This is a genomic window from Streptomyces sp. NPDC015661 (assembly GCF_043077765.1).
Lineage (GTDB): Bacteria > Actinomycetota > Actinomycetes > Streptomycetales > Streptomycetaceae > Streptomyces.
On the sequence record NZ_JBIBST010000006.1, the window covers coordinates 135,938 to 149,151 of the forward strand.

General features: G+C 73.3%; 11 protein-coding genes. 1 reads left to right on the top strand and 10 read right to left on the bottom strand.

Features of this window, described 5'->3' with window-relative positions; translation table 11 throughout:
- Nucleotides 1-7: 7 nt before the first annotated feature.
- The 10 genes from ACF07V_RS17675 to ACF07V_RS17720 all read right to left on the bottom strand — a co-directional run bounded on the left by ACF07V_RS17675 (nucleotide 8) and on the right by ACF07V_RS17720 (nucleotide 11,251).
- Nucleotides 8-1,255, bottom strand: a complete 1,248-nt coding sequence (locus ACF07V_RS17675; RefSeq protein WP_392155082.1) for a serine hydrolase domain-containing protein — start codon at nucleotides 1,253-1,255, stop codon at nucleotides 8-10.
- A gap of 250 nt (nucleotides 1,256-1,505) precedes the next feature.
- The gene (locus ACF07V_RS17680; protein ID WP_392155084.1) at nucleotides 1,506-2,243 is read right to left on the bottom strand and encodes a hypothetical protein; all 738 of its coding nucleotides are present in this window, start codon (nucleotides 2,241-2,243) and stop codon (nucleotides 1,506-1,508) included.
- A complete protein-coding gene (locus ACF07V_RS17685) occupies nucleotides 2,240-2,929 on the bottom strand; it encodes an HAD family hydrolase (protein ID WP_392155085.1) in 690 nt (229 codons plus the stop codon). Before ACF07V_RS17685 ends, ACF07V_RS17680 begins: the two co-directional genes overlap by 4 nt.
- Before the next feature lie 87 nt (nucleotides 2,930-3,016).
- Complete coding sequence (locus ACF07V_RS17690; RefSeq protein ID WP_392155087.1) at nucleotides 3,017-4,045, bottom strand: PucR family transcriptional regulator; 1,029 nt, start codon at nucleotides 4,043-4,045, stop codon at nucleotides 3,017-3,019.
- A gap of 159 nt (nucleotides 4,046-4,204) precedes the next feature.
- The gene (locus ACF07V_RS17695) at nucleotides 4,205-5,470 is read right to left on the bottom strand and encodes an alpha/beta fold hydrolase (protein ID WP_392155089.1); all 1,266 of its coding nucleotides are present in this window, start codon (nucleotides 5,468-5,470) and stop codon (nucleotides 4,205-4,207) included.
- Between the two features lie 84 nt (nucleotides 5,471-5,554).
- Nucleotides 5,555-6,940, bottom strand: a complete 1,386-nt coding sequence (locus tag ACF07V_RS17700) for an aldehyde dehydrogenase family protein (RefSeq protein WP_392155091.1) — start codon at nucleotides 6,938-6,940, stop codon at nucleotides 5,555-5,557.
- 191 nt (nucleotides 6,941-7,131) lie between these two features.
- Nucleotides 7,132-8,040, bottom strand: a complete 909-nt coding sequence (locus ACF07V_RS17705; RefSeq protein WP_392155093.1) for a dihydrodipicolinate synthase family protein — start codon at nucleotides 8,038-8,040, stop codon at nucleotides 7,132-7,134.
- 85 nt (nucleotides 8,041-8,125) lie between these two features.
- Nucleotides 8,126-9,628, bottom strand: a complete 1,503-nt coding sequence (locus tag ACF07V_RS17710; protein ID WP_392155094.1) for an FAD-dependent oxidoreductase — start codon at nucleotides 9,626-9,628, stop codon at nucleotides 8,126-8,128.
- Nucleotides 9,609-9,923, bottom strand: coding sequence for a (2Fe-2S)-binding protein (locus ACF07V_RS17715; protein WP_184930662.1), 315 nt, complete (start codon nucleotides 9,921-9,923; stop codon nucleotides 9,609-9,611). Before ACF07V_RS17715 ends, ACF07V_RS17710 begins: the two co-directional genes overlap by 20 nt.
- A gap of 170 nt (nucleotides 9,924-10,093) precedes the next feature.
- Nucleotides 10,094-11,251, bottom strand: coding sequence for an NAD(P)/FAD-dependent oxidoreductase (locus ACF07V_RS17720; RefSeq protein WP_392155095.1), 1,158 nt, complete (start codon nucleotides 11,249-11,251; stop codon nucleotides 10,094-10,096).
- 217 nt (nucleotides 11,252-11,468) lie between these two features.
- Here ACF07V_RS17720 and ACF07V_RS17725 point away from each other — a divergent pair, with 217 nt between their 5' ends.
- On the top strand, nucleotides 11,469-13,211 hold the full coding sequence (locus ACF07V_RS17725; RefSeq protein ID WP_392155097.1) for an ABC transporter substrate-binding protein: 1,743 nt from the start codon (nucleotides 11,469-11,471) through the stop codon (nucleotides 13,209-13,211).
- The last annotated feature ends 3 nt before the right edge of the window (nucleotides 13,212-13,214 follow it).

The following is a 13,214-nucleotide window of genomic DNA, read 5'->3' on the forward strand; positions in this document are numbered from 1 at the left end:
GCGGCGGTCAGCGCGCGCCGTTCGGCCCGTCCACCCCGGTCGCCCCAGTCGCTCCGGTCACTCCGGTGAACGCGGCGCCGGCGACGGCCTGTATGTAGTCGCCGTACTGGCGCCCTGTCCCTGTGCCGTTGGGGTTGAAGGAGTAGACCAGGCGGCGTTCGAGATCACGGGTGGCGAACATGCCGTTCTCCCAGCCGGGGCGGGATCCCGTCTTGCCCCAGACCGTGACGCCGTTGTTCAGGGTGAGCCGCATCAGCCCGACGGGGCCGAAACACGCGGTGCCGGCTTTGAGGCAGTTCTTGTTCGCCAAGGCGTTGGGCACCTCGGGGACCGAGAAGGCCACCTCCTGCTCGGCCGGCGGGAGCAGGCGGCCACGGAAGAGGGCCGTCATGAAGCGGTCCAGGTCGGCGGCGGTGGAGATCATCCCGCCCTCCGCCCACGGGTAGGGGTTCTGCTCGGTGACCTCGTCGCCGTCGACGTACACACGGGTGTGCGGGCCGGGGAGGGTGAGGTCGCCGGCGGCGGGCAGGCTGGTGTCCCGCAGCTGGAGGGGGCGGAGGATCCGCCGGTCGAGCTCGTGCCGGAAGGTGTGGCCGGTGACCTTCTCCACGAGCAGGCCGACGATCACCGTGTTGATCCCGTTGTACTGCTGGACCGTGCCGGGGGCGGGACGGTGTGCGTTCCACTCGTGGTCCTGCGCGGCGAGCGCGAAGGTGTCGCGCACGCCGTCCGAGGGAGTCACGCCCTTCAGCCACCACCCGGGGTCGCTGCCGGGGACCGACGGCGGGCCGGGGGTGGGGGCGGGCTTCGGCAGCCCGCTGGTGTGGTCGAGCAACTGCCGCACCGTGACCGTGCCGTAGTCCGCGGGAATCAGATCCGGGAGGTGGCGCCTCACCGGGTCGTCGAGACCGATGCGGTGCTCGGCGACCAGCTGCAGGGCCACCGTGTGGGTGAAGACCTTCGTGACGCTGCCGATGCGGAAGTGGTCGTCCGCGGTGACGGGACCGGCGGTACCCGTCCACAGGGGGCCGCGGCCCGGTCCGTCGACTCTGACGAGGACACCGGCCTGGTAGCTCGGCAGGGGCGTGACCAGTTTCCGCAGGGGCTCGGGATCGAAGGCGGCCGCCGTGCTCGCCGTGGGCGGCTGCCCCGGGGCGAGGGCCGTGGCGGCGGGGACGCCGGCTCCGACGGTGAGGACCGAGGCGGCGAGGCCGGCCACGGCGAGGCGGCGGAGAGTGGACGGACGGACACGCACGGGCTGCTCCGTTCTGCTGAGGCGGTGGGGCTCGCTGCGCCCCCCTGACACCATCAACTCTCGCGTCCCCGCTGCCCGGTGACCATCCGTGATCACCCGGAGCCGACCCCGAGTCCCCCGGACCGGGACCCTGAGGGCCGCCCCCGAGAAAGGCCCGTACGCCCAGGGGGCGTCCGGAAAGTCCCGTGCGATGCCCCGTCCGGAAACTCCCGCGCGGTGCCCCGTCCGGAAAGTCCCGTGCGTTACCCCCTTACCGCCCGCGCATCAGTTCCAGGTCCTCGCCCCATGCGTCGAGCACCTCTCCGTGTCCGTGGCGTCGGGCCTCCGCCTCCACCAGGGCGAAGAGCCGGCGTTGAGCGGAGACGTCACCCGATCCAGAGATGCGGTCCACGGCGTCGAGCAGGGCGTCGGTGTCCCAGCCGGGCAGCGGGTGCCGGACGAGCTCCCACTCCAGGTACTTGTTGTAGGGACGCGGGCGGCGGTCGAGCGCGAAGAGCAGTTCCAGCAGGTGGCCGATGCTGTCGGTGGCGTCGAGCCGGGCCGCGAGGCCGTGGCCGTCCCTGTCGTTCTTGAGCGAGCGGTAGAGGGAGTTGGCGTAGGCGTCGAGCCACATCGCGGCGGCGCGGGACGCCTCATCGGCGGTGAGGCGCGCCTTGGCGGCCAGGATCCGGCCGATGCCTCCGTCGAGCCGGTCGAGCACGACCCGGGCGCGGGCGAGGGCGTACCGCTCGAATCCCGGCATCCCCAGGGACCGGAAGGCGTCGAGGGTGAGCAGGACGAGGTCGAGCTCCGGGGTGCGGTGTCCCGCGTACCGGGTGAGCGGGGTCGGGACGCCTTCGGCGAGGACGACGTACAGGTCGTGGTCGGAGTGCTCGGTGGTCATGCCCTCGTGCGCCCTGGACCCCTTGAGGACGAGGCCGAGGACGGCCGGGTCGGCGGCGGCGAGGTCGACGAACTCCACGTAGGTGAGGGGTGGTTGAGGTGTCATCGGGCGATCCCGCAGGCCCCGAGTACCAGGTGCAGCCGTTCCTCGGCGGTCCGGGTCAGGGGCGGCAGCAGGAGGGTGGCGAGACCGGCTTCGACGCCTCCGCCGTCGCGGGTGGAGCGGTCGCCGACCATGAGGGCCTCGTCGGGGCGCACTCCTAGCTGGTCCAGGGCGACGCCGAAGAAGGCGGGGTCGGGCTTGCACAGGCCGTGTTCGAAGGAGAGGGCGTAGCTGTCGACGTATGCGTCCAGGCCGGCCTTCTCGAAGGCGGGCCGGATGTCGAAGTGGATGTCGCTGATGACGGCCACCTTCAGGCCGGCGGCCTTGAGCGCCGCCAGGGCGGGTGCGACATCCGTCGCGAACGGATTGCCGGCGGGGTCGGAGAGGGTCGTGTAGAGGGCGTCGGCCAGGGCCGGGTCGATCGCCGCGGCCCGCACCCAGGTGTCGTAGCCCTCGCGGTGCGCGGCGGCGGACACGTCGGACCAGCCGCCGGCCACCTCCGGCCGTCCCCCCGCCTCGCTCAGGGCCTCGCTGATCCGCCGTGTCTCCGCCTCCGAAGCGTCACGGCCGAGCCGGAGCAGGGTCCGCTCGATCCACGCGGCCCCCTTCGGCCGCCCGGGTACCGGACCCCACTTGGGCACGACGAGCGTTCCGACCCAGTCGAACAACACTGCTGCGAAGAAGGGCATGTCTCCCCCGAGACCTGGCGTTTCTTGATCGCAGGCAGGCTCTCAGGCGCGAACGGAGCCGTCAATGTCCTTTCTCGTGGCGGTTGTTCAGTCGTCGAGCAGGCGCCATGCGGTGAGGGCAAGTCGGGCCCGGGTCAGGCCCGTGGGGGCGGTGAGGTCCAGGGTGAGGGTCTTGCCGATGTGATCGAGGCGGCGCGCGATGCTGCTGTGGTGGAGGTGGAGGAGGTCGGCCGCGCGACGGACGGAAGCGGTGGCGCAGTACGCGTCCAGGGTCTCCAGGTCCTCCGGTGACAGGCCGGCGATCGCGGTCACGTCGGGGTTGTCCCGTACGGCGTCCTCGGGGATGTCGGCCAGGAGGCCGAGAGCGCCCAGGTCGCTGTGGTGGACGACGGGTTCGCGCGGGGAGGTGAAGCGGAGCGCCGTGCGGGCCTGGCGCCAGGAGCGGTCCGGGCTCTCGGTGGTCCCGATGCCCGCCCGTACCCCTGCGGGGAAGCCCGTACGGTCCAGGGTGGTGGCCAGGATGACGCCCACGTCGGCGAGGGGGGCCGCCTTCACCGGGCGGCCCGGGCAGACCAGGGTGCCGATGCGGTCGAGCGGCAGGCAGGTGCGTACGGCGACGACGTGGACGGGGAGGTCGGGGGCGAAGCCCAGGAGGCGGAGCGCGCGGGCCCGGGCGGCGTCGTCGCTGTCGGAGCTGATGACCAGTTCGACGAGGGCGGGGTCGGCCATGGTGGTGCGGGCGGGGCCGTAGCGTTCGGCGGCGGCAGCGGCGGCGATGGCGAAGCGGTCGAGGAGGACCTCGTCGAGCGGGTTGGGCGGGCCGGGGCGCTCCAGCCAGACCGTGCCGATCTCCTCCTCGTCGAGGGTGATCGGCGCCTCGGTGGAGGCGGGCGCCGGCGGGGTGGACGCCGGTGTGCCGTGGGGAGAGACGCGGGTCGTGCGGCCGGTGCCGTGGAGCCGGATCCCGGCGACGCACTCGGCCAGGCCCGCCGAGGCGCGGGCGAGGGCCGCGAGGTCGACGCGACGGCGCATCAGGGTGTCGTAGAACGCGACGATGCGCATCGCGCCGTCGACGTACGGATCGAGTCCCGACAGCCGTACGGCCAGTGCCTCCATGACAGAAGGATCGCAGAGGGACGAACGGCCGGGGCGCGCCGATCGGCGCGTGATCGGGGCGGGATGCGCGACGGACGGCGGGTGATCTCGCGGACGCCGGGCCCGGAGGGCGGCCGTCATGGATCCCGAACCCGGGGCGTTCATCCCACCGGTCGTCGGTCAGGCCCGGCCCGCCGCCATCTCCATGAGCCGGGCGAGGACGCCGTCGCCCGAGGCCGAGAGGCCGTCGTGCTCCCACTCGTTGGTGACCCAGACCCGCGTGGCGCCGACCTCACGGGCCGTGCGCAGGGAGAGCCCCGCGTCGACGTACATGTCGTCGTGGTAGACGACGGCGGCGAGCGGCACCTCGTTCGCCGCGAGGCGGCGCGGGTCGTACAGCGGCGGCCAGTCGGTGCGCGCGGCAAGGAGGTCGGCGGCGTCGGCGAAGGGGCGCAGGCCGCTGATCTCGCGGAACATCCAGGGGTACATCATCTCCCCGGTGAGCAGGAGCGGGTCGGCGTCCTCGGCGAACTGGGGAAGGTCCGCGAGGGCGCGGGCGGCCGCCCAGTCGGTCGGGCCGTCGCCCTGGCCGTACAGGGTCTCCTGGAGGACGGCGAAGAGCGGGTTGTCGGCGAAGCCGGTCAGGGACATCACCTGGTGCAGGAAGGTGCCGGTCAACTCGCCTTCGCCGTCGAGGGCTTCGTCGAGCAGCCAGTGGAGGCGCTCGAAGCCGTCGCCCATGCCGAGGACGAGTCCCAGCGTGCGCAGCCTGCGCGGGGTGAACCGGTCGCCGTCCGGCAGGCGGACGTCCTCGGCCGCGAGGAGGTCGGCGATCTTCCGCAGCCGGGGAGCGTCCTGCGGGTAGCGGGCGTAGAAGTCGAGGACCCGGTCGCGGACCCGGGGGTAGGTGCGGGCGTACACGTCGTCGGCGGTGGCGGTGAGACCGGGCAGACCGCCCGTGACGTAGCACGCACGCAGGCCCTGGGGCGCGTGGGAGAGGTAGGTGAGGGTGAGGAAGCCGCCGTAGCTCTGCCCGAGGGTCTCCCACGGGGTGTCGCCGCAGAGTTCGCGGCGTATCAGCTCGGCGTCGGCGACGATCGCGTCGGCACGGAAGTGCGCGAGGTGGTCGGCGAGTCGGCCGGGCGAGTCGAAGCGGGCGACGGAGCGCGCGGTCACCGGGCTGGAGCGGCCGGTGCCGCGCTGGTCGAGGAGGAGCACCCGGTGGGTCTTCAGGGCGTGGCGCAGCCAGCCGGGCGAACCGGCGGACGGCCGGGGCGACTTGCCGCCGGGTCCGCCCTGGAGGTAGAGCAGCCAGGGCAGTTCCTCGTCGGCGCGGGCCGGGTCGGCGACCTCCCGCGCGAAGACCTGGAGGGTGGGGCCGTCGGGGGTCCGGTGGTCCAGGGGGACGGTGAAGGTGTGGTCGGCGGTCGCGTACGCGGGATTCATGGGTTCTCTCGCTGGGGTGTGGGGGCCGGGCACGTCGGTGCGTACGGTGGTGATCCTTCGGGCCGGGCTCACCACCGTACGAGCTCACGCCGCGGGGCCCGCCGGCGCCAGGGTGTACGTCCGGCCGGACGTGTAGAACTCCAGGCCTGCGCTGCCCTGTTCGCGCGGCCCGTGGCTGGAGGCCTTGGAGCCGCCGAACGGCAGGTGGAAGTCGACGCCGGTGGAGGGGGCGTTGATCCGGATCATGCCGGTGTCGAGCAGGTCGAGACCCTGCAGGGCCGTGTTCAGGTCGGCGGTGTGGACCGAGGTCACCAGGCCGTACGGCACGGAGTTGGTGATCCGTATCGCGTGGGCGAGGTCGTCGGCGGGGAGCAGGGTCGCGACGGGGCCGAAGACCTCCTCGCGCAGCAGCCGGTGCCCGGGTGCCACCTTCTCGACGAGGGTGGGGGCCGCGTACCAGCCGGGCCTGTCGAGCGCGCTGCCGCCGGCGAGCGTGGTCAGCCCGCGGCAGGCGTCGACCATCCGGTCGCGGGCGCCCTCCTGGATGAGCGGCCCGCACACGGTGGCCGGGTCGGCGGGGTCGCCGACGGGAAGGGCCTTCAGTGCTTCGGAGAGGGCCTCGCGCAGCGGGTCGAGTGCGGCGCCGACCGCGATGACGCGGCTGGTGGCGGTGCACTTCTGGCCCGCGTACCCGGCGATGGACGCGGCGATGTGGCCGGCCGCCTGCTCGATGTCCGCGTCGGGCAGCACGAGCGCCGCGTTCAGGCCGCCCATCTCGGCCTGCGCCGGGATGCCCCGGGCGGTCGTGGCCCGGGCGACGGCCTGGCCGACGGGGGTGGAGCCGGTGAAGGAGACGACGTCGGCGGCCGAGACGAGCGCGTTGCCCTCGGTCGCGCCACCGGGAAGGACGGTGAACACCGCTTCCGGCACGGCCTTCTGGACGATCTCCGCGAGGCGCTGGGCGCACGCGGTGGCCTCGGGGGCGGGCTTGAGGACGACCGTGTTCCCGGCCGCGAGCGCGGGGGCGGCCTTCCAGGTGGGGATGGCGAAGGGGAAGTTCCAGGGCGTGATGAGCCCGGCCACACCGTGCGGGCGGCGCCGGGTCAGGAGGAGTCCGGCCCCTGCCGCGGTCTCGTGGACGGCGCCGGTGGGCTGGTAGGGGGCCTGCGCGTAGTAGCGCCAGATCGCGGCGGTCCTGGCCACCTCGGCCCGGGCCTCGGAGAGCGGCTTGCCGACCTCGCGCACGGCGAGTTCGGCGAGTTCTCCGGCCGCGGCCTCGACGGCGGTGGCGATCGCCCCCAGAGCGGCCGAGCGCGCGGCGGCACCGGCGAGCAGCCAGCCGGGCTGCGCGGCACGGGCCCGCTCTACGGTGTCGACGGCCGCGAAGGCGCCGGGGGCGGCCATCTCCAGGAGCACGTCGCCCGGGTCGGCCGGGTTGCGGGACAGGAGGGTGGGAAGTGCGTCGGTCACGGGAGGAGGCCTCCGGGAAGGGGGTACGGATCGGAGCACGGAGCGGGGGTACGGATCGGCGTACGGAGCCGGGGTACGGAGCGCGGGTACGGATCGGCGCACGGAGCCGGGGTACGGAGCGGCGTGCGGAGCGGGAGGGCGGAGCGGCGCCGACGGCGGCGGGGGTCAGCCACAGCCGTCGGCGGCGGTCGTCAGTGGTGGCCCTCCGCGACGGCCTTCCCCGTGGCCGTCCGCACGGCGGCCTCGGTCGTGCCGGTGAGCGGGTGGCGCGGCGGCCGGGTGGGACCGCCGGGACGGCCCGCGATGTCCATGGAGAGCTTGATGGACTGGACGAACTCCGTCTTCGAGTCCCAGCGCAGCAAGGAGTGCAGGGACTTGTACAGCGGCAGCGCGGTCGTCAGGTCGCCCGCGACGGCGGCGTGGTACAGCGTGGCGCAGCTGGCGGGGAAGGCGTTGGGGTAGCCGGCGATCCAGCCGACGGCGCCGGCCACCGCCAGCTCCAGGAGGACGTCGTCCGCGCCGATCAGCAGATCCAGCTCCGGGGCGAGTTCGGCGATCTCGTACGCCCGCCGGACGTCGCCGCTGAACTCCTTCACCGCGACGATGCTGCCGTCGCCGTGCAGCCGCGCGAGCAGGTCGGGGGTGAGGTCGACCTTCGTGTCGAAGGGGTTGTTGTAGGCGACGACAGGGATCCCGACGCCGGCCACCTCGGAGTAGTGGGCGCGGACGGCCGCCGGGTCGGCGCGGTAGGTGTTGGGCGGCAGGAGGAGGACCGAGCCGCAGCCGGCCTCGGCGGCCTGCTCGGCCCAGCGGCGGGACTCCGCGCTGCCGTAGGCGGCGACTCCGGGCATGACCCGAGCGCCGTCCCCGGCCGCTTCGACGGCGGTACGGACGACCTGGGCGCGCTCGGCGTCTGTGAGGGTCTGGTACTCGCCGAGGGAGCCGTTCGGGACGACGCCGTCGCAGCCGTTGGCGATCAGCCAGGCGACGTGCTCGGCGTAGGCGTCGTGGTCGACGGAGAGGTCCTCGCGGAAGGGGAGGGTGGTGGCGACCATGATGCCGCGCCAGGGGCGGTCGGCGTTCCAGGTGGTGGTGGTCATGGCGATGACCTTTCTATAGTGTGTGACATTTTACAGAGGGGGAAAGGAGAGAGGCCCGCACGGGCCTCTCTTTCAGGCTCAGGCTCTAGGAAGCGTCGGGATCCAGGTCCAGGGTCGGATTCGGGGTCGGATCCGGGGTCGGGTCCGGGTCCGGGTTCGGGTCCTCGTCGAGGGCGGCCAGCGCCGAGAGTCGCACCGGGACGGCGAACGGGCGGCGCTCCGCGGGCGGTTCGGCGGTTCCGTCGCCCGCGGCGAGGCAGGCGACGGCCGTCCCGCACATCCGCCCCTGACACCAGCCCATCCCTGCCCGGGTGAGGAGTTTGACGGTGCGCGCGTCCCGTGCGCCGAGCTCGGTGACGGCCTCGCGGACGCGGCCGGCGCTGACCTCCTCGCAGCGGCACACGTCCGTGTCGTCGGTGAGCCAGCGCTGCCAACCCGGGCCGGGGGCGTGGGCCGCCGCCATCACGGCGGCGAAGGCGCGCATCCGGTCCCGGCGGCGGCACAGTTCGGCGATCCGGCCCGCTCCGGTGTGGCGGCCGAGAAGCCGCGCGACGATGGCCCGAGCGGCCAACTCGCCTTCCGTGCGGGCGAGTTCCGCACCTCCCACACCTCCGGTCTCGCCCGCCGCCCACAGGCCGCGCTCCGAGGTCTCCTGGAGCTCGTCCAGGGCGAGGCCGAGGGTGCCGTCGGGGAGGGGCCGGGTGGCGCAGCCCACGGTCGTGGCCAGCTCGATCTGCGGGACCAGACCGTGGCCGACGGCCAGGGCGTCGCAGGCGATCCGGCGGCCCGTTCCCGGTACGGGGCGCCAGTCGGCGTCCAGGCGGGTGACGGTGACGCCTTCGACCCGGTCGGTGCCGTGGACTTCGGTGACGGCGCTGCGCAGCCGGACGGGGACCCGGTGCCGGAGCAGTCCGGCTCCGTGCAGCAGGGCCTCGGCGGCCTTCCCCGGGTTGGCCAGGAGAGCCCGGGGGCTGCGGGCGTAGCGGAGGTAGCCGGCGGCCTCGACCACGGCCGGCACCTCTGCGCCGGCGGCGGCGAGGGAGGAGGCGACGGCGAGCAGCAGGGGGCCGCTGCCGGCGACGACGATGCGGCGGCCGGGCAGCACGAGGCCGGACTTGAGCATGGCCTGGGCTCCTCCGGCGCCGACGACACCGGGCAGGGTCCAGCCGGGGAAGGGGAGTTGGCGTTCGTACGCGCCGGTGGCGAGCAGCAGGGCCCGGGCCCTGATGCGTACGGGCCGCTCGCCTCCGCCGTCGGCTCCGGTGACCGCGTGGACCGTCCAGGTCCCGTCGTCCTCCCGCACGGTGGACCACACGTGGTGTCCGGCGAGGTGGGCGGCGCCGCTGCCGGTGAGGCGCCGGCGGAGGTCGGTGAAGGCGGACCAGTCGTGGTGCAGCGCCTCGGGCCGTACGGCGCCGAGCGCGGGCGCGGGATGCCGGTAGAACTGCCCGCCGGTCTGCGAGGAGGTGTCGAGGAGGGCGACGGAGAGGCCGAGTTCGGAGGCCGTGACGGCACCGGAGAGCCCCGCGGAACCGGCTCCCACGACCGCCAGGTCGTACGTGTCCGGCTCAGACGGTGAGGCGGTCATGGCCGTGTCCCTCCTGGGTGGTGATCGCGTCGCCGGGGCGGGCCGGGACCAGGCAGGCGCGCCGGTTGGGTTCGCCGTTGACGGTGGCGAGGCAGTCGTAGCACTGGCCGATGCCGCAGAAGGCGCCGCGCGGGCGGCCGCCGTCCCGGGTGGTGCGCCAGGCCAGGATGCCGGCGCCCCAGAGGGCTGCGGCGACGGTCTGGCCCGGCAGGGCGGTGACGCGACGGCCGTCGAAGGTGATCTCGAACGGCGGATCGGGCTGTGCGCCGACGAGGTCGGCGGGGGTGCGGGCCACGGGCCCTCCTCTCGTGACGGTGGGTGCGCGCACCTCGGGGTGCGGGTTCGGCGGACCGGTCCGGCACCTCGGGGTGCAGTGTCGGCGAACCGGTCCGGCATCTCAGGGTGCGGTGTCGGCGAACCGGTCCGGCATCTCAGGGTGCGGTGTCGGCGAACCGGTCCGGCATCTCAGGGTGCGGTGTCGGCGAACCGGTCGGGCCGGAACGGGTGGATGTCGAGGGGCGGTGCGGCGCCGGTCAGGCAGGCGGCGACGATCCGCCCCGTCACGGGGGCGAGTCCGATGCCCGCTCCTTCGTGGCCGCAGGCGTGGAGCAGGCCGGGGACGCGGGGGTCGGGGCCGATCGCGGGCAGGTGGTCGGGCAGGTACGGGCGGAAGCCGAGGTAGGTGCGGATGGCCCGTACGGTCCCGAGGACCGGGAACAGCGCGGTGGCTCCGGCGGCGAGCCGGCGCAGGACCTCGGTGGAGAGCGTCCGGTCGAAGCCGACCCGTTCCCGGCTGGCGCCGATCAGGACGGGGCCCGCCGGGGTGCCCTCGACGACGGCCGAGGTCTGGAGCGCGGCGGAGCCGCTGGCGACGTCCGCGACGTAGTCGGCGGCGTACACCTTGTGGCGCACGACGCGCGGGAGGGGTTCGGTGACGAGGACGAAGCCCCTGCGGGGCAGTACGGGGAGGTGCACGCCCGCGAGTTCGGCGAGGGCGCCGCCCCAGGTTCCGGCGGCGTTGACCACGTACGGGGCGTGGAGCTCGCCGGCCGTGGTCCGTACGCCGCGGATCTCTCCGGCCGAGCCGGTGAGCAGGGCGGTGACCTCCTCCCCGAGGCGCAGCCGGATCCGGTCGCCTTCCGTGCGCAGCAGCCGGGCCGCGGCCTGGGCGGGCATCACCTGGGCGTCCTGGGGATAGAGGAAGCCGCCCGCCAGGGTGGGTGCGAGGTGGGGCTCCAGGTCGTGGAGCCGGTCCGCGGGGACCTCCTGGCTGGTGACGCCCGCCTTCTTCTGGCGGGCGACGAAGTCGCGCAGGGCGCGCATCCCGGACTCGTCCGAGGCGACGACGAGGCCGCCTTTGGCCTCGTACTCGACCTGCGGCGGGAGCAGTTCGGCCAGCTCCTGCCAGAACGCGGTGGCGAGCAGGGCGAGTTCGAGTTCGGGCCCTGGTTCCTTGTCGGAGACCAGGAGGTTTCCCTCGCCCGCCCCGGTCGTTCCGCCGGCGACGGAACCGCGGTCGACGACGGTGACGGTGAGGCCGGTTCGGGCGGCGTAGTGGGCGCAGGCCGCGCCGACGACGCCGGCGCCGACGACGATGACATCCGAGGTGTTTCTCGTGGGCACGGCAGTAATATTTCACATGGCACTGGAGTTGCCAAGACCCGCGGGGAGCTTCTCAGTTGCGGCGCCGCCGCCGCTCGCGCCACCCGGACACGGATGAGTAACGGAGCTTCCGACACCTTGTCAGTGCAATTTCACATTACTATGTTACCGGTCACATTCCAGCCGCTCGCTCATCGACGCCGGCTGTCCGACTGCTGCTCTCCCGGAGTGACCACCCATGAACCAGCGCACCCGCACCATGGCCACGGCCCTGGTGACGACCCTCGCCCTCGGCATGACCGGCTGTTCCGGCGGCGGGAAGTCCGGCGGCTCCCCGGACCGCAAGAACCCCGCCACCTCCACCAACGGTTCGATCGTCGGCGGGACCCCGCAGAAGGGCGGCACGCTCACCGTCCTGTCCAACCAGGACTTCACCCACCTCGACCCGGCCCGCAACTGGGTGATGGGCGACATGGACTTCGGCACCCGCCTGCTCTACCGCACCCTCCTGGCCTACCGGGCGGAGCCCGGCGCGAAGGGCGGGCAGCTGACGCCCGACCTCGCCGAGGACCTCGGCGTCTCCTCGAACGGCGCCAAGACCTGGACCTTCCGGCTCAAGCCGGGCCTGAAGTACGAGGACGGGTCGCCGATCACCGCCCAGGACGTCAAGTACAACGTGGAGCGGTCCTTCTCCCCCGACCTGCCCGGCGGCCCCGACTACGCGGCCCGCTACCTCGTCGGCGCCGAGGGCTACCAGGGCCCCGCCAAGGGCAAGCACCTGGACTCCGTGAAGACGCCCGACGCCCGCACCATCGTCTTCGAACTCCGCAAGCCCTTCGCCGAGTTCCCCTACGCGACGGTCCTGCCCACCTTCGCGCCCGTTCCCGCGTCGCAGGACAAGGGGCCCCAGTACGACAACCGCCCCTTCTCCTCCGGCCCGTACAAGATCGACTCGTACGCCCGGGACAAGCAGCTCGTCCTCGTCCGCAACACCCACTGGGACCCGAAGACCGACGCGGTCCGCAAGGCGTACCCGGACCGGATCGTCGTCACCATGGGCCTCAAGGCCAACCAGATCGACGACCGGCTCATCGCCGCCGCCGGCACCGACGCCTCCGCGGTCGCGTGGGACAAGCTCCGCCCCGAGTCCACCCCCAAGGTCCTCACCAAGCCCGAGGTCAGGGCGCGGCTCCTCGCCGAGTCGAGCAGCTGCACCGAGATGGTCCAGATGCACACCGGCCGGGCGCCCTTCGACGACGTCAAGGTCCGGCAGGCGGTGCAGTACGCCCTGGACCGCGAGGCCATCCTCACCGCCTCCGGCGGCCCCGCGCTCAACGACCCGGCCACCGCGCTCATGCCCGCGTCCCTCTTCGGCGGCAAGCAGCCCGACACCCTGAAGATCCCGCTCACCGGCGACGTCGAGAAGGCGAAGCAGCTGCTCAAGGAGGCGGGGAAGGCCGACGGCTTCTCGACGAGCATCACCGTCTCCAACGGCGACAAGTCGGTCGGCGAGGCCATCCAGCAGTCCCTGGGCCGCGCCGGGATCAAGGTCACCATCGAGACCGTCGACCCCTCCGCGTTCTACGACACGATCGGCGACACCAAGAACCGCACGGACCTCGTCTACACCGGCTGGTGCCCCGACTTCCCCTCCGGGTCGACCTTCCTGCCCTTCGTCTTCGACGGCCGCTACATCAAGGAGAAGGGCAACTCCGGCAACCACTCCCTCTTCCGTGACGACGCCACCATGAAGCGGATGGACGCCATCGCCGCCATGACCGACGCCGCCCGGGCCAACGAGGCGTGGCAGGAGCTCGACGGCGAGATCCTCGCCAAGGCCCCGACCGCACCCGTCGTCATCGAGCGCAGGCCCCTGCTGCTCGGCACGAACATCGCCGGCGCCTTCGGCCACACCTCCTTCGGCGGACAGATCGACTTCGCGACCGTCGGCCTCAAGGACCCGTCGAAGAGCGCGAGCTGAAGG